The organism is Rhizobium sp. RHZ01 (genome assembly GCF_014851595.1).
Taxonomy (GTDB): Bacteria; Pseudomonadota; Alphaproteobacteria; order Rhizobiales; family Rhizobiaceae; genus Rhizobium; species Rhizobium altiplani.
Genome location: NZ_JACUZZ010000004.1, coordinates 275,786 through 292,132 on the forward strand (window position 1 = coordinate 275,786; position 16,347 = coordinate 292,132).

The following is a 16,347-nucleotide window of genomic DNA, read 5'->3' on the forward strand; positions in this document are numbered from 1 at the left end:
TGTTTCAGCGTTTGTAGGTCGGTGTGATGAAGGGAAGGGCGCTGACCGTGACAGGCAGGTATTTGCCGCGCACTTCGGCGTAAACTTGCGTTCCAACGGCTGCGTGGGGAAGCTGCACATAACCCATCGCAACGGGACCCTCGACCGAGGGGCCGAAGCCACCCGAGGTCACTTCGCCGATTTCCGTCTTGCCTTCGGAATCCGCAAAGAGCTTGGCGTGGCCGCGAACCGGGGCCTTGCCCTCGGGCTTCAGGCCGACACGCCGGCGGGTCGCGCCGCTTTCCAACTCGCGCAGAATGCGATCAGCGCCGGGGAAACCGCCGGCGCGAGTGCCGCCGGACTTGCGGGCCTTCTGCATTCCCCATTCAAGCGCGGCTTCCACGGGCGTGGTGGTCGTGTCGATGTCGTTGCCATACAGGCAGAGGCCGGCCTCAAGGCGCAGGCTGTCACGAGCGCCAAGCCCGATCGGCGCGACGTCCGGATGTTCAAGCAACCGCTTGGCGACATCCTCCGCCTTGTCTTTGGGAATGGAGATTTCGAAGCCGTCCTCGCCGCTGTAGCCGGAGCGGGAGACCAGACAGGAAACGTCGTGCAGCCGGCAGTGGCGCACGTCCATGAATTTCATCGCGGCGACATCTGCCCACAGTTCCGCGAGCACCTCGACGGAGCGCGGTCCCTGGAGGGCGATGAGCGCGCGATCAAGGAGCGTGATGTCGCAGCTATCGCCGATATGCTTCTGGAGATGGGCAAGGTCGTCATCCTTGCAGGCCGCATTGACGACGACGAACAAGTGATCGTCGAGATGGGTGATCATAAGGTCGTCGAGAATTCCGCCGTTCTCATCGGTGAAGAAACCGTAGCGTTGGCGACCTTCCGCGAGGCCGAGGATATCGACCGGAACGAGGCTTTCCAGCGCCAGCGCGGCGTCCTCATACTTTCCGGACTTTGCCTTGATGACGACCTGGCCCATATGGGACACGTCGAAAACACCGGCGGACGTGCGGGTCTGGATGTGCTCCTTCATCACACCGGCCGGATATTGCACCGGCATGTCATAGCCTGCAAACGGCACCATACGGGCGCCAAGTGACAGATGCAGCTGATGCAGCGGGGTTTTCTTGAGGGCAGCAGTATCGTCCAACGACGCCTCCGGGGTTTGCGCCTGGAATTCCATGCGCGGGCTCAAATCTTCAGACGCAGTTGCGCCTTGTACTTCGAGCCCCCTCTGTCCCTGTGCCTGAGATTGTTATCCCTTCGGCGAGCGTTTCGAGAACGCTTCTCTCCAGAGTTCCGTCTGCCCTTGCTGGTCCTTTGGCCTGAGAGTTTCCGGGGCGGTTGCTCCTTCGGCACCGGTCGTAGACGACCAGCTTCTCCCAACAAGGTCGAGGGCAATTATCTGGCCAGGGCTGTAGTTGGCAAGGGGGAATGTCGCCGCCGAACAAATTTTTGTCGCGCGCTTCTAATGATAGGTCGCTGCGGGTGAGAAAATCCGGCAACGCTCAGCTCTCGCTGTAGAATTCCAGGGCCTGTTTCAACCCGGCCTGCGGCTGCCTTTGCCCCATCGTCATGAGATCTAGCGCGACTTCCGTCGATTGAATGATATTGGCGGGCTCTTCGACGTCCTGGCCGCTGGCTGCCTTGGTTTGACGATCGGCGGCGCGGCGAGACTCTTTGGCAGAGGTACTTGCGGACACACGCTGTGGAATCCGAAGCGTTTCAAACGCTGCGGCGGCGGTGCTTGCGGATATGCTGCCAACCAAGACTGTCATGGTGACACGATAAGGCGCGGGGGTTCTTAACTGGCTAAATCAACCGCTAGCATTTTATGCATCTTGATCTTCCCCGCAGATGATTGGAATGTCCCGCGCGTCAAAACAGAGTAGATCCATGATTCAGGCCTTCCTTGTCGCCGTCGGCGGTGCGATCGGTTCCGTGCTTAGATACTATGTCGGCCAGTTGGCACTCAGGATTGCAGGGCCGGCATTTCCGTGGGGGACACTGACCGTCAACGTTGTTGGCTGCTTCATCATCGGCGTATTCGCGGAGATGATCGTCCGGCGCTTCGATGCCTCGCCGGAATTGCGCCTGCTACTGATCACCGGCTTCCTCGGCGGTCTTACAACCTTCTCCTCGTTCTCGCTCGATGCAATTTCGCTCTGCGAGCGTGGCGCAACTGTCGCCAGCGCGGTCTATATCGCTGCCAGCGTCGGCCTCTCCTTGGCCGCGGTGATCGGCGGACTGGCACTCATGCGCGCGATCTTGTGAGATTACGGTTTCCGTTTTCGGCAAAAATGCTCTAAAGCCAGCCGCAAAGGCCGCGCCGTGCGCGGAAACCATTTTCCGAAAGATGACGTATGGCGGGTATTGAACACAAAAAGGTGGAGCCGGATGAGGCGGGCATGCGGCTCGACCGCTGGTTCAAGGTGCACTTCCCGGGCCTCGGTTTCGGCCCGCTCCAGAAGCTGCTTCGCTCCGGACAGGTTCGCGTCGACGGTGGGCGGGTTAAAAGCGACACGCGTGTGCAGCCCGGACAGATGGTGCGCGTGCCACCGCTTGATGTCGATGCCAAGGCGAAAACCGGACCGATCGCTGGCCGCGATCTCAAGCACTCCGGCGATTTCGAACTGTTGTCGCGGATGGTGCTGCACGAAGACGACAAGGTCATCGTCCTTAACAAGCCCGCGGGCCTTGCGGTGCAGGGCGGCTCAGGCGTGACACGCCATATCGACAAGATGCTCGAAGCCTGGACCAGTCCGAAAGGCGAGAAGCCGCGCCTGGTGCATCGCTTGGACAGGGACACATCGGGTGTCCTGGTCATCGCACGCACCCGCGGCGCCGCCCAAAAGCTGACAGCCGCCTTTCGGGAACGCGACACGAAGAAGACCTACTGGTCGCTCGTGAAGGGGGTACCGCGCAAGCGCGAGGACAAGATCTCGACTTGGCTTGTGAAGGAAGCAACGCCGGATGGCGACCGCATGCGGATTGCCAAGCATGGTGAGGAGGGCGCCGACCACGCCGTTTCCTACTACCGCGTGGTCGAGACGGCGGCGCAGAGGCTCGCCTGGCTTGAAATGGAGCCCTATACCGGCCGTACGCATCAGCTTCGCGTCCATGCGCTCCATATCGGTCACCCGATCATTGGGGATCCCAAATATTTCGACGATGATCCGAACTGGGATTTTCCCGGCGGCGTTCAAAAGCGACTGCACCTGCACGCACGCCACATCGACATCCCGCATCCGTCCGGAGGGCGCCTTCGCATCACCGCGCCGCTGCCTCCGCATATGGTCCAGACCTGGAACCTGCTGGGATTTGATGAGAACTCTGCCGACGGAGCCGATGACGAATGAGACTGGCGCTCTTCGATTGTGACGGCACGCTGGTCGACAGCGCAGCACTGATCCATGAGGTGATGGCGCGGACCTTCGTGCACTTCGGATACGATAGGCCGGATGTCTCGTTGACGAAGTCGATCATCGGACTGACGCTGGATATCGCCATTGCGCGGATGCAGGGAAAGCCGCACGTGGACGACGAAGCGATCGCGATGACGGCACACTACAAGACGATCTATGCCGGTGTTCGTGACGAACCTGGAATGGACGTGCCGCTGTTCAATGGCATCAGGCCGTTGATCGATGAATTGGCGCAGAACGATGACATCCTGATCGGAGCGGTAACGGGCAAGTCGCGTCGCGGTCTTGTCCACATTCTCGAAACACACGGTTTCGCACCCCATTTTATCGTTTCGCGCACGGCTGACGACTGCCCATCGAAGCCCCATCCAGCTATGGTAATGGAGTGCTGCAGCGAGATCGGCATGAATCCCGCCGATGCGATTGTTATCGGCGATGCCATCTACGATATGCAGATGGCGAAGGCCGCGGGCGCGAAAGCGGTTGGCGTGTCGTGGGGCTATGCGAGCGTGGACGATCTGGTGTCTGCAGGGGCCGACGGCATTGTTCGTCACCCGAGTGACGTTTTGAAGCATTTTTCCTGAGGTGAAGCATGCGTGATCTGTTGAACGACCTGGCGGAAGGATTGAGCCATCCGGACCCTATTCGCCGTGCCCAGATCCAGATGAAGAAGCCGTTGCCGAAGCGCTTCTACAAGGCTGTCACGATCGCGGAAGTCGACGAAGGCCATTCCATCGAGCTGGACGGCAAGGCCATTCGTACGCCAGCGCGCAAACTGCTTGTTGTCGCGACGAAGCCACTTGCGGAGCTTTTGGTACACGAATGGGAGGCGCAGGTTGAGGTGATCGACCCCTCGACCATGCCTGTGACTCGGCTCGTCAACACCGCCATCGACGGAGTTGCAGCCGACACGCAAGCCGTCTTCGACGATATCGTGCGCTTCTCCTCGAGCGATCTGCTTTGCTATCGTGCCGAAGCGCCGCAAGCCCTCGTCGAGCGCCAGAGAGATCTTTGGGACCCGGTGCTCGATTGGGCCGGCAACTCGCTCGGTGCGCGCTTCATCCTGATCGAAGGCGTCATGCACCATGACCAGCCGCCGGAAGCAATTTCTGCGTATTCCGCAGCATTGAGGCGGCACGACGATGCGACGACCCTGGCGGCCTTGCACACCATCACGACACTGACCGGCTCCGCGCTGCTGGCGCTTGCCTTCGCCGATGGCACTCTGCCGGCGGACAAGGTTTGGTCGCTCGCGCATCTCGATGAGGATTGGACGATCGAGCATTGGGGCAGTGACGAAGAAGCCGAAGAGCGGCGCGCGAAGCGCTTTGAGGACTTCAATGCCGCTGCGGACGTTTTTTTGGCCTTGAAGGGCTGAAACATATTGCGTTGAGCCGGGTTATCGCGAAAATCTGCGAGTCTATTGGGGGCGGATGCGGATTTTCTTAATGAGCTGGGTCAAGTCGTGCTTTTTACCGGTGGCGCTGGTTTGCATCGCGCTTGCCTCGTGCTCGATTTTCGCAAAGGAGCAACCCGCCCCGGTCTATGACGTGCGAAGCGCTGTCGTTGTCAGCGCGCAGAAGATCCCGCCAGCAATCCTTGCCGGTGTCGGCGATCGAGTAAATGCCGCGATAAACGCTACGGTGCGAACAGACGTCTATCCGCGCGTTGTGCTGACAATCCGGATCCTTTTTGTCGAAAAGGGCCAGGGCTTCGACAAGAGCCGGAATGTCGCAAAGGTCAGCGTCGATGCCGCCTCCGTCGACGATGGTTCGGTCATCGCCGTCAGTGCGTTTGAAGTGACAAGCTTCTCCAGTAGTCCAGCGGCAGCCGACGAGATCCTCGCCGAGGATATCGCCGCTCGCATTCGTTCCGCTTTCTCACTGAGCGCCGGACGCGCTTGAACCAGCCGCGTGATCCGCGGCGAGGAGTATCCATGAAGGAAATTCTTGAAGAACTCGAACGCCGGCGCGGCATTGCACGGCTCGGTGGAGGCAAGGGGCGTATCGACGCGCAGCATCAGCGCGGCAAGCTGACGGCACGTGAGCGGATCGATCTTTTCCTGGACGAGGACTCCTTTGAGGAGTTCGACATGTTTGTCGAGCATCGATCCAACGATTTTGGCATGGACAAGACGCGGATCGCCGGTGACGGCGTGGTCACCGGTTGGGGAACGGTGAACGGGCGAACGGTATTCGTCTTCGCGAAGGACTTCACGGTGTTCGGCGGTTCGCTCTCGGAAGCGCATGCCGAGAAGATCATGAAGGTTCAGGATATGGCGCTCAAGAACAGAGCGCCGATCATCGGCATCTATGATGCCGGCGGCGCGCGTATCCAGGAAGGCGTGGCGGCGCTGGGCGGGTATGCGGAGGTCTTCCAACGCAATGTGCTCGCCTCCGGCGTCATTCCGCAAATCTCGGTCATCATGGGTCCATGTGCCGGCGGTGACGTTTACTCGCCCGCCATGACCGATTTCATCTTCATGGTCCGTGATACCTCCTACATGTTCGTGACCGGCCCCGACGTGGTGAAGACGGTGACGAATGAGACCGTCACCGCGGAAGAGCTCGGTGGCGCCTCGGTGCATACGACCAAATCCTCGATTGCCGACGGCGCCTACGACAATGACGTCGAGGCGTTGCTGCAGGTTCGGCGACTCATCGACCTGCTACCGCAGTCGAACACATCACCGGTGCCCGAAATCGAATGTTACCAGTCGGTGACAGATGCCGATGCATCGCTCGACACACTGGTGCCAGCGAACGCGAACAAGCCCTACGACATCAAGGAATTGATCCTAAAGACGGTGGATGAGGGTGATTTCTTCGAGATCCAGGCGAGCTTCGCCAAAAATATCGTCTGCGGCTTCGGTCGGATCGAAGGCTCGACCGTCGGTTTCGTGGCAAACCAGCCGATGGTGCTCGCCGGCGTGCTCGACAGCGATGCGTCGCGAAAAGCAGCGCGGTTCGTCCGCTTCTGCGACTGCTTCAACATTCCGATCGTAACCTTTGTGGACGTGCCCGGCTTCCTGCCTGGAACCGCCCAGGAATATGGCGGGCTGATCAAGCATGGTGCGAAACTGCTGTTCGCCTATGCGGAGGCGACGGTGCCGAAGCTCACCGTCATCACGCGCAAGGCGTTCGGCGGGGCCTATGACGTCATGGCATCGAAGCATTTGAGGGGGGACTTGAACTATGCTTGGCCGACGGCTCAGATCGCCGTGATGGGCGCGAAGGGGGCCGTCGAAATCATCTTCCGCAAGGATATCGCCGATCCCGAAAAGATCAGCGCGCATACGAAGATGTACGAAGATCGGTTCCTTTCTCCGTTCGTCGCTGCCGAGCGCGGTTACGTGGACGAGGTCATCATGCCGCATTCCACACGCCGACGGCTGGCGCGGGGCCTAAAGATGCTTCGCAATAAAGACCTGAGCAATCCTTGGAAGAAGCACGACAATATTCCGCTTTAAGGAGAATAAAGTGGGGAAAGCCAAGGAAAATCAACAGGAAGTGATCGCCCGTCAACGATCCGTGTCTTCTTTCCTCCTGGCGAAGCAGCTAACCCTCCGCTGTCTTTATTCAAAAGGAGAGTCTACATGGAACGACTGAGCGCCTACCAGTCCTACGCGCTTGCCGCTCTGCGCATCATCACTGCGCTGCTGTTTATCGAGCATGGAACGATGAAGCTTTTCGCGTTCCCGGCCGCGCAGATGGACGGCCCGCTGCCGCCCTTGCTGCTGGTCGCCGCTCTGCTCGAAGTGGTCGGTGGCCTGCTGGTGCTGATCGGGCTGTTTACGCGGCCGGTCGCCTTCATCCTTTCGGGCCAGATGGCTGTTGCCTACTTCATGGCGCACGGATCGAAAGCGTTCTGGCCGGCTCTGAACGGTGGCGAGGCGGCAATTCTGTTCAGCTTCATCTTCCTGTTCATCTTCTTCGCTGGCCCCGGTGCTCTGTCGGTCGAGGGGCGCAAGGCCTCCGCCTGATGCAATAAAATGCCGTGGCCGGCTTTACCGGCCGCGGCTGCGGCTCGCTACCCGTTTTTTGCCGCCTCAGGCAAGACGCTCCGCGTGCCACTTCAGATGATCGTCCATGAAGGTCGAAATGAAGTAGTAGGAGTGATCGTAGCGCTCGTGCAGGCGCAGCGTAAGCTTGATGTCAGTATCCTTCACAGCCTCTTCGAACAGCCATGGACGCAGCCCGCTCTCCAGGAAGCCATCGGCCTTGCCTTGGTCAATCAGGAACTCGGGAAAACGTGCGCCGTCGCTTACCAAGGCGCAGGCATCATATTTCCGCCAGGTGGCACGGTCGGAGCCCAGATATTTCTCAAACGCTGGGGCCGACCAATCCGCGGTCGAAGGCTCCACGATGGGCGCAAAAGCCGAGCAGCTCTTGAACCGATCTGGGTTCCGGAGCGCGATGGTCATGGCACCGTGACCGCCCATCGAGTGACCGAAGATGCCCTGGCGGCTCATGTCCATGCGGAAGTGTTGGCTAACATAGGCCGGAAGTTCTTCGGTGATGTAGGTGTACGTCTGATAGTTTTCCGACCAAGGCCTTTCCGTCGCATCGAGATAGAAACCGGCGCCTTGGCCCATCTGCCAATTGGTAAGCTCATCCGGGACGTCATTGCCGCGCGGGCTCGTGTCCGGGCAGACGACGATCAGGCCGAGCTCTGCAGCCATGCGCCGATATTCGCCCTTTTCCATAACGTTTGCATGCGTGCAGGTTAGGCCTGAGAGATACCAGACAACCGGGCAGGGCTCCTTGATGGCCTTTGGTGGGACGAAAACTGCAAAAGTCATGTCGCACTTGCAGGCGTCGGATTCGTGCGTGAAAACACCCTGCATGCCGCCAAAGGCAGTCGTCTGTGAAATTATGTTCATTCTTTATCGTCCGTTTTTGGGGTAAGAGCCTTGGCCCGGCGGCACAGGCGATCGAAAGTTTCGAGGAAGCGGGAGCGATCCTTCGGGCCGAAGGCCGCATTGTAACCCTTGCTTTCGCCGGTCTCTCTCAGGTGAGCGCCGAGATCGCGCATAGCGCTCGCCATGCCGATATTGGTATCGTCGAAGACCCGACCCGTCGGACCGCTGACGAGCGCGCCAGTTGCCACGCAACGGACCGCGAGCGGGACATCGGCAGTGACGACCACGTCACCGACACTGGCATGCTCGGCAATCCAGTTGTCGGCGGCATCGAACGAGGCCGAGACGATGACATTGTGCACCATCGGATCGCGGGAAGGACGCAGACCGGAGTTCGCCACGAAGGTCACTTCCATGCCGTGGCGCTCGGCGACCTTGAGGATTTCCGGCTTCACCGGGCAGGCGTCTGCATCGACATAAATCATGAATTTCAATCTGCTTTGATGGAAACGCTAGGAGGCCCCGACGGGCGCGTAGCGGCGGTTCGTTCGGGGTCTCATAATCCGACGGCTGCCATTCGTTCAAGACGTCAGGCTTCCTTCAGTGTGCCTGCCTTTTTCGCCAACCAGGTTGCGATGACATCCATCAGCGTTGGGTTCAGGCAATCATAGGGCGTGAGGCCTAGCTCGTTCAGGCGACCGCGGACACCTGCCATCGCCGAAGGCGGCGTGCCGGATTCGATGATCGACGACACGAAGGCCGCGAATGTCGGCTCCGGCCAGCCACTCTCCTGAAAGCGTTCCGGATGAATGAAATCGAGCCCTTTGAAGGCATGTTCGCGCTCCACCGGTCCGTACATATGAACGCCGCAGGCCTTGCAGGCATGGCGCTGGATCAGCGCATCCGGATCGACGACCTGCAGCTTGTCGCCATTTTCCAGCACCGTGACGTTTTCATGCGGGGTCACGGCGACCACTGAAAAAGCCGCTCCCTTCGGCTTCCAGCATTTCGTGCAGCCGCAGGCGTGATTGTGCGCGATAGTACCCTTGATAGCGACCTTCACAGGACGGTCGACGCAGGCGCAGACCAGCGTGCCGCCGTTGAAATTTGCCTGGCCCTTTTTCACACCGCCGTCGAGGGCGGGGTGCAGCGATACTTGACTTGGCATGTTCAGCTCCTCCTCCTTAGCTGCCCACGGCTCCCAAATCAGGATCAATTTGCGAAAAAGCCGCAGGCCATTTTAAAGTCGCACCGCATTCCGTCGTCCTCGCCTCAATACAGTACCACGCTTCGGATGCTTTCGCCGGAATGCATGAGTTCGAAGCCCTTGTTGATGTCTTCGAGCGGCATGGTGTGGGTGATCATCGGATCGATCTCGATCTTGCCCTGCATGTACCAATCGACGATCTTCGGCACATCGGTGCGGCCACGTGCGCCGCCAAAGGCCGTGCCCATCCAGGAGCGACCGGTAACCAGCTGGAACGGCCGGGTAGAGATCTCCTGGCCGGCACCCGCAACACCGATGACCACGGACTTGCCCCAGCCGCGATGCGAGGATTCCAGCGCCTGACGCATGACCTTGGTGTTGCCGGTGCAGTCGAAGGTATAGTCTGCGCCACCGATCTGGTCGGCGCCGCGCTTCGTCATGTTGACGAGGTAAGGCACGATGTCGTCGCCGACCTCCTTCGGGTTGACGAAATGCGTCATGCCGAAGCGCTCGCCCCAGGCCTTCTTGTCGTTGTTGAGATCAACGCCGATGATCATGTCGGCGCCGGCGAGGCGCAGGCCCTGGATGACGTTAAGGCCGATGCCGCCGAGACCGAAGACGATCGCGGTCGCGCCCATCTCCACCTTGGCGGTGTTGATGACGGCGCCGATGCCCGTGGTTACGCCGCAGCCGATATAGCAGATCTTGTCGAAGGGTGCGTCGGGATTGACTTTGGCGACGGCGATCTCCGGCAGCACCGTGTAGTTGGCGAAGGTTGAGCAGCCCATATAGTGGTGGATCTTGTCCTTGCCGATCGAGAAGCGCGAAGTGCCATCCGGCATCAGCCCCTGGCCCTGTGTCGAGCGGATGGCGGTGCACAGATTGGTCTTGCGCGACAGGCAGGACGGGCATTCGCGGCATTCCGGCGTGTAGAGCGGAATGACATGGTCACCCTTCTTCACCGAGGTCACACCTGGACCGACATCGACGACGATGCCGGCGCCCTCATGGCCGAGGATCGCCGGAAACAGACCTTCCGGATCGGCGCCCGAGAGGGTGAAATCATCCGTGTGGCAGATGCCGGTCGCTTTCACCTCGACCAGCACTTCGCCGGCTCGCGGTCCCTCCAACTGAACGGTCATCACTTCAAGCGGTTTTCCAGCCTGTACGGCAACGGCGGCGCGAACGTCCATGTCAGATGCTCCTACTGATTTGATTGGGCGGAGCTTTGCACGCACGACGCGGCCCGCTCAAGGGAAAACTGTCCGTGGGCGTGAGTTTCCGCCTCGAATAGGCTGATTGCGCCAATCCCTATACGGCCTGCGTCAAAAGAGCTTTTCAGTTGCGAAAATAATGGCATAGCCATGCACCGCGATGGCCGCGTAGAGGCCGAAGGCAACCAGCATGCGCTCGCCGTCCTTCATCTCTTCGAGCATCTGGCGCGGCTTCACGGAAGCGCCGCTGACGAGGCTAACAAGCGTGAAAACGAGCAGGCCCGCGGTTAGCACGTTCGCCGGCAAACCGATCTCGAATCCGATGCCGAGAATGCACAGGGTGACAACAAAACTGGCCGCAATCTGCGACCTTCGCGTGCGGAAAATTTGCCGGAGCACCTGGCCGCCGTCGAAACGGTGCATCGGCAGCAGGTTCAGCAGGTTGAAAGCGCCGAGGATCAACAGGAAGATGAGCAGAGGTCCACGTGACGCCAAGGGCAGCAGACCGGCATCGGCGAGCTGCGTGGCGACCGCGAGGATCGGGACAAGGAAAGCCGACATTCCTGCACCCATAAGGGCGCAGGTCGCCACCTCGAATAGCGACCGGTAGGGCCTCCCGCCGACCGCGATGCCACCCAGCAATGGCACGAAGATCATCCTGACGGACGCGTGACCGAACATGCGGTAGGCCGCCATATGCCCGAGTTCATGGAAGACAATGACAAGGGTCAGGAATGTCGAGAGCATCAGGCCACCTGCATCGAACCCAAGGAAGGGCCAGAGCAGCAGTGTCGACAACACCGCAAGACCGCCTTGGACCAGAGGTCGCTCAAAGTAGCCCTGTGGCAGCGACTCGCCTGTTTTCAACCATCCATCGAGCGCCTTCATTTCCCGGCGCAGGACGAAATAGCGGAACAAGAGGAACGCCAAGCCACGGTAGCGGTCGGTCTGTTCGATTTCCAGCAGCGCACCATCGGGTGTCGGTCGAATCATACGGCGCTCCCGGTAGTGGTCCCAGAATGTGGGATCCAGCGTGCTGTCATCGATGATGTGAGCCTGGAAGCCGTGGGCATTGCTCGCCATCCATGGCAACGGTTCCAATGCAAGTAGCCGTCGGGACGGCGCGCCGTTCTTGTCGAGATGCCAGTAGGTCTGTTCCACCACGCCGCGCCGATCGGCAAGGGCGTGACTGCTGATGACCGAGTGGTGCCAGGATGCGTCCGGACCGGCGGGGTTCATCGCGTTCCAGAGTCTATCGGGGGAGCATCCGTAGGTCCGGCTGAGGCAAATGGTTCTGCGTCCCAGCGGGATTCGCATCAGAAGCCAGAGAAAACCGAGATTTATGACCAGCAAGAGGGTCGCCGATTGCAGCGCCGTCATTTGCTACCTCCACCGGGCATCCCGCCGGTGGGGCCACGATAGGCGGCCAGCCGTTAACAAAACCTAACCAGCGAGGCAGCAAGAGGCGTTAGCGTCCGTCAGGCAAACTCGAGAATGACGGCATCAACGGCAAGGCTCTCTCCGGGCTTGGCGTTGATCTTGCTGACGACCAAATCGCGCTCGGCGCGCAGCACGTTTTCCATTTTCATGGCTTCGACCACGGCAAGCGTTTCGCCCGCTTTGACTTCCTGGCCCTCGACCACGGCAATCGAAACGACGAGACCAGGCATCGGGCAGAGCAGCAGCTTCGACGTATCCGGCGGAAGCTTCACTGGCATCAGCTTATCGAGTGCGGCATGTCGGGGCGTCAATACCTTGGCTTTCAGCGATATTCCCTGCCAGTCCAGCCGGAGGCCATTGAGAACCGGGCGGATCTGCGCAATCACGCTTTGGCCCGCGACCTTGCCGCGCCAAACGGAATCGCCAGGTCTCCAGTCGGTGACGACATTGGAAATCTTGCCGCCAATCTGGATGTCCATGTCGAACGGGATCGTCACGAGCCCATCGACCAGACGTGCATCGACGTAACTGTCACCCAGCCTGACGGTCCAGTCCTCACGGGTCGCGCCGGAGGGGCCGCGCAAGCGATCGGCGAAGCGCTCCCGACGGTTGGCTTCAACGAGAGACGCAGAAAGAGCGACGGCCGCGAGGGTGGCTTGCTGATGTGCGTCCGGTACCATCGGCGCAAATCCATCAGGGTATTCCTCCGCGATGAAACCGGTCGACAGACGCCCTTCGCGCCAGCGGGGGTGCTTCATCAGCGCGGCCAGGAAGGGGACGTTGTGTTCAATTCCGTCGACGACGAAACCGTCGAGTGCCTCGCCCATCGCCTCGATCGCTTCAAGACGTGTCGGGGCCCAGGTGCAGAGCTTCGCGATCATCGGATCGTAGTACATCGAAATCTCGGCACCTTCGAAAACGCCCGTGTCGTTGCGCACGATGGTGTTACCGGACTTGCCTTCGGCGGGTGGCCGATATCGCGTTAGGCGCCCGATCGATGGAAGAAAGTTTCGGTAGGGATCCTCGGCATATAACCGGCTCTCGATCGCCCAGCCGTTCAGCTTTATGTCGCTCTGTGTAAAGGGGAGCTTTTCACCGGCTGCAACGCGGATCATCTCTTCGACCAGGTCGATACCCGTCACCAGTTCGGTAACCGGATGCTCGACCTGCAGGCGCGTGTTCATTTCCAGAAAATAGAAATTACGGTCACGATCGACGATGAATTCCACCGTGCCGGCGCTTTGGTAGTCCACGGCGCGGGCGAGCGCGACCGACTGCTCGCCCATGGCCGCGCGAGTTTCCGCATCAAGGAAGGGCGAGGGAGCCTCTTCGACGACTTTCTGGTTGCGGCGCTGGATGGAGCATTCGCGTTCGCCGAGATAGACGACGTTGCCGTGCCCGTCCGCGAGCACCTGGATCTCGATGTGGCGGGGCTCGACAACATATTTTTCGATGAATACGCGATCGTCGCCGAAGGAACTCTTCGCCTCGGAACGCGCTCGGTCGAAGCCGTCGCGGACTTCCGCTTCGCTCCAGGCAATGCGCATGCCCTTGCCGCCGCCGCCGGCAGAGGCCTTGATCATGACGGGGTAACCGATCTCGGCTGCGATCTTTTCCGCGTGAGACGCATCCTCTATGACGCCGAGATAGCCGGGGACGGTGGAGACCTTGGCGGCGTTGGCGAACTTCTTCGACTCGATCTTGTCGCCCATCGCCATGATGGCTTTCGGCTTCGGACCGATGAAGACAATGCCTTCCTTCTCCAGAGCTTCACAAAACGACGCTCGCTCGGAGAGGAAGCCATAGCCGGGATGAACCGCTTCGGCGCCCGTCTGTTTGCAGGCAGCGATAATCTTGTTCGCCACGAGGTAGCTTTCGGCCGCCGCAGCGGGACCGATATGAACGGCCTCATCAGCCATCTCCACGTGGAGTGCATCCCGATCCGCATCCGAGTAGACGGCCACCGTCGCAATTCCCATGCGGCGCGCAGTCTTGATGACGCGGCAAGCGATCTCGCCGCGGTTCGCGATCAGGATTTTCTTGAACATGGAGACTCCACCCAAAACATGCGTTCCGAAGTTTTACGCATAAAACCCCGGAACGCACAATCAGCCGAAAGAATATCGGCGTGTCTCAGGCCACGGCGGTTTCGTTGCCGAAACTGTCATCGACGATCCTCAGCCATCGGCTGCGGCGTGGGGCTTCGGCATAATCCACGAGTTGGAGCGCCGAGAGAATGTCGGCCCAACGCGGGTGATTTCCCGCCGGCAGCGTTTCCTCCGCGATCCGCATCATAACGCCCCAAGTGAGGGGCGGCGCACTGATAACGCCGGCATCGCTTATGCCGCGGAGAACCCGCATCATGTAATCGATATCCTGTCGCGTGATGCCCTTTCGATCCACTGCGCGCGATAGCCGGTATCCGCCGACGTTTTCCGCCAGCGCAAGACGTAACTGATCGAGTGCAAAGGCGCGCAACTCATCCGGCACGTTTACCGCGATCTCCATCACGTGCAGAACCAGTTCGAGCTCGAGCTCCGAATTGACCACGCCGTCGGTCGCGACCATGCGTATGAGCCAGGCCACATTGATCTCATCGAGAGACCCCTGAGGGTAGCTATAGTTGACGATGAAGCCAGCGAGTTGCTCCACAAAGAAGGAGTTCCACTCCGGGCATTTTGCGGGGCAGGAATTGTTCAGCGCCAACATGGCGACAACGTTGTCGGCGGTCCGGATGCCTTCCGGGAAGGTATGTTTGCGCAGCAGACCGATGTCTTCGGTGGTCAGCTGATGCTTCCCGGCAATCACACATGCCGGAAAAGCGAGACGGAATTCGCTCATCTTTTGTCTCCAGGACCTCATCATGAGGCCGAAGGGCCCTTCTACTGCGAGCGAATTGATGATCCCTCAAGAAGCAGTGTTAATGGCGCGCTCAAATAGTCACGACGTTTTTAACGATCGCGCCTGCACACGCTCCCGCCAGATGATGAAGAGACCGGACGCGACGATGATCAGGATGCCGATCCACTTCGAAACGTTGGGAAAATCGCCGAATAGCGCGTAGCCGAGTACTGTTGCTGAAATGATCTCGAAATACTGGAATGGTGCGAGCAGCGACAGCGGTGCGAGCCGGAAGGCTCGGACGATGACCATATGGGCATAGCCCGAAATCGTCCCGAGGATCAGCAGCAGAACCAGTCCCAATGCCGAGGAGGGCAGGGAGGGATGGAAATCGCCGACGCCAAGTCCATTGCCCGCGATCAACGCGACAGCCATGAACGCGGTGCCGCCGATACCAGCCATCGTCTGCATGGTCAGCGGGGAGTCAGCAATGCCGATCGCCCGGTTCATGAAGAGATAAAGCGAGTACAGGAAGGCGCAGAAAACGGGTAAGAGCGCCTTCAGGCCGAAGATCTCATAGCTCGGCTGAATGACGATCATTGCGCCACCGAACCCGACGACAATCGCCATCCACCGACGCCAGCCAACCTTGTCTCCGAGGAAGATCGCCGACAGCGCCGTGAGCATGAGGGGCTCGACAAAATAGATCGCGAATACGTCCGCGAGCGGCATATATTTCACGGCAACGAAGAAGAGCAGACTCGCCGCCCCATGGAGGGCACCGCGCAACAGATTCATCCACGGGCGCTTGGCGTGAAGCGCCTTGCGGCCGAATACCGCGAAAAGGAACGGCAGCGTGCACACGAGCTGGAAGAAGAAGCGGTAGAATGTCACCTGGCCGGGCGACATCGCCTCGACGGTCGCCATGTATTTGGCGATCGCATCCATCGTCGGCAGCACGAGCATCGCGCCTGCCATCAGGGCCATTCCCTGGAGGGGATTCTGGTATTCGGGAGGATTGCGCATCAGTGAGATTCTATATTCGGTCCAAGCGGCTATATAGAAAGTCATGGTGCGGGTGAAGGGACGGAAGGCGCTCTGCGACCCAATGAGCACTCAGCAAGACGCAAACGATGCGCCGTGGCATCGCCGTGAGGGTAAACCTTGGTGTAGTAGCCGCGCTCGCATCGTCGGCCTATGTTCGACTGTCGCGCTGAGCCGCCGCGTGACATGTGCGCCTCTAGCAGGCTGTTGAAAAAGGCATTGGCGCAAGGCTCCTGTCGTGATTCACTCGCTTTATTGCGATTTGGAGCTGATGGATGCGCGGCGGCGATGTGAGGACAGGCGAACTCTTCAGTTATGTGGATC

The 16,347-nt window shown here is 59.9% G+C and carries 17 protein-coding genes and 1 riboswitch; of the genes, 7 read left to right on the forward strand and 10 right to left on the reverse strand.

Features of this window, described 5'->3' with window-relative positions; all coding sequences use genetic code 11:
- Positions 1 to 4: 4 nt before the first annotated feature.
- Both gcvT and IB248_RS07450 read right to left on the reverse strand, forming a co-directional pair.
- A complete protein-coding gene (gene gcvT, locus IB248_RS07445; protein ID WP_026371482.1) occupies positions 5 to 1,141 on the reverse strand; it encodes a glycine cleavage system aminomethyltransferase GcvT in 1,137 nt (378 codons plus the stop codon).
- Positions 1,142 to 1,294: 153 nt separating this feature from the next.
- Positions 1,295 to 1,386: riboswitch (glycine riboswitch) on the reverse strand.
- Between the two features lie 113 nt (positions 1,387 to 1,499).
- Positions 1,500 to 1,769 (reverse strand): hypothetical protein, encoded by a 270-nt coding sequence (locus IB248_RS07450; protein WP_018854921.1) that lies wholly within the window; start codon positions 1,767 to 1,769, stop codon positions 1,500 to 1,502.
- A 118-nt stretch (positions 1,770 to 1,887) separates the two neighbouring features.
- On the opposite strand from IB248_RS07450, the gene crcB reads away from it, so the two are divergent.
- The 7 genes from crcB (at position 1,888) to IB248_RS07485 (ending at position 7,398) form a co-directional block, all read left to right on the forward strand.
- Positions 1,888 to 2,265, forward strand: coding sequence for a fluoride efflux transporter CrcB (crcB, locus tag IB248_RS07455; RefSeq protein ID WP_018854922.1), 378 nt, complete (start codon positions 1,888 to 1,890; stop codon positions 2,263 to 2,265).
- An 89-nt stretch (positions 2,266 to 2,354) separates the two neighbouring features.
- The gene (locus IB248_RS07460) at positions 2,355 to 3,350 is read left to right on the forward strand and encodes an RluA family pseudouridine synthase (RefSeq protein WP_018854923.1); all 996 of its coding nucleotides are present in this window, start codon (positions 2,355 to 2,357) and stop codon (positions 3,348 to 3,350) included.
- On the forward strand, positions 3,347 to 4,000 hold the full coding sequence (locus IB248_RS07465; RefSeq protein WP_018854924.1) for an HAD-IA family hydrolase: 654 nt from the start codon (positions 3,347 to 3,349) through the stop codon (positions 3,998 to 4,000). The genes IB248_RS07460 and IB248_RS07465 overlap by 4 nt, the downstream gene beginning before the upstream one ends.
- An 8-nt stretch (positions 4,001 to 4,008) precedes the next feature.
- Positions 4,009 to 4,794, forward strand: coding sequence for an ATP12 family chaperone protein (locus IB248_RS07470; RefSeq protein ID WP_029792333.1), 786 nt, complete (start codon positions 4,009 to 4,011; stop codon positions 4,792 to 4,794).
- Positions 4,795 to 4,864: 70 nt separating this feature from the next.
- Positions 4,865 to 5,320: a hypothetical protein gene (locus tag IB248_RS07475; RefSeq protein WP_029792331.1), complete on the forward strand. Its 456-nt coding sequence runs from the start codon at positions 4,865 to 4,867 to the stop codon at positions 5,318 to 5,320.
- A 32-nt stretch (positions 5,321 to 5,352) separates the two neighbouring features.
- Positions 5,353 to 6,885 carry an acyl-CoA carboxylase subunit beta gene (locus IB248_RS07480; RefSeq protein ID WP_018854927.1) on the forward strand — a complete coding sequence of 511 codons (1,533 nt, stop codon included), beginning with the start codon at positions 5,353 to 5,355 and terminating at the stop codon, positions 6,883 to 6,885.
- A gap of 126 nt (positions 6,886 to 7,011) precedes the next feature.
- Positions 7,012 to 7,398 carry a DoxX family protein gene (locus IB248_RS07485; protein WP_018854928.1) on the forward strand — a complete coding sequence of 129 codons (387 nt, stop codon included), beginning with the start codon at positions 7,012 to 7,014 and terminating at the stop codon, positions 7,396 to 7,398.
- Between the two features lie 66 nt (positions 7,399 to 7,464).
- Here IB248_RS07485 and fghA read toward each other — a convergent pair whose 3' ends face one another.
- The 8 genes from fghA to IB248_RS07525 all read right to left on the reverse strand — a co-directional run bounded on the left by fghA (position 7,465) and on the right by IB248_RS07525 (position 15,957).
- A complete protein-coding gene (gene fghA / locus IB248_RS07490) occupies positions 7,465 to 8,298 on the reverse strand; it encodes an S-formylglutathione hydrolase (RefSeq protein ID WP_018854929.1) in 834 nt (277 codons plus the stop codon).
- Positions 8,295 to 8,762 carry a YaiI/YqxD family protein gene (locus tag IB248_RS07495; protein WP_029792328.1) on the reverse strand — a complete coding sequence of 156 codons (468 nt, stop codon included), beginning with the start codon at positions 8,760 to 8,762 and terminating at the stop codon, positions 8,295 to 8,297. The genes fghA and IB248_RS07495 overlap by 4 nt, the downstream gene beginning before the upstream one ends.
- A gap of 104 nt (positions 8,763 to 8,866) precedes the next feature.
- Positions 8,867 to 9,445 (reverse strand): S-(hydroxymethyl)glutathione synthase, encoded by a 579-nt coding sequence (gene gfa, locus IB248_RS07500; protein ID WP_029792327.1) that lies wholly within the window; start codon positions 9,443 to 9,445, stop codon positions 8,867 to 8,869.
- Positions 9,446 to 9,549: 104 nt separating this feature from the next.
- Positions 9,550 to 10,677, reverse strand: a complete 1,128-nt coding sequence (locus tag IB248_RS07505) for an S-(hydroxymethyl)glutathione dehydrogenase/class III alcohol dehydrogenase (RefSeq protein ID WP_018854932.1) — start codon at positions 10,675 to 10,677, stop codon at positions 9,550 to 9,552.
- Between the two features lie 132 nt (positions 10,678 to 10,809).
- Positions 10,810 to 12,078: a hypothetical protein gene (locus tag IB248_RS07510; RefSeq protein ID WP_029792325.1), complete on the reverse strand. Its 1,269-nt coding sequence runs from the start codon at positions 12,076 to 12,078 to the stop codon at positions 10,810 to 10,812.
- A 98-nt stretch (positions 12,079 to 12,176) separates the two neighbouring features.
- On the reverse strand, positions 12,177 to 14,186 hold the full coding sequence (locus IB248_RS07515) for an acetyl/propionyl/methylcrotonyl-CoA carboxylase subunit alpha (RefSeq protein ID WP_192240623.1): 2,010 nt from the start codon (positions 14,184 to 14,186) through the stop codon (positions 12,177 to 12,179).
- Positions 14,187 to 14,271: 85 nt separating this feature from the next.
- Entirely contained in the window at positions 14,272 to 14,979 is a 708-nt protein-coding gene (locus IB248_RS07520; RefSeq protein ID WP_018854935.1) for a hypothetical protein, read from the reverse strand.
- A 99-nt stretch (positions 14,980 to 15,078) separates the two neighbouring features.
- The gene (locus IB248_RS07525) at positions 15,079 to 15,957 is read right to left on the reverse strand and encodes a DMT family transporter (RefSeq protein WP_049809231.1); all 879 of its coding nucleotides are present in this window, start codon (positions 15,955 to 15,957) and stop codon (positions 15,079 to 15,081) included.
- Positions 15,958 to 16,347: the final 390 nt, after the last annotated feature.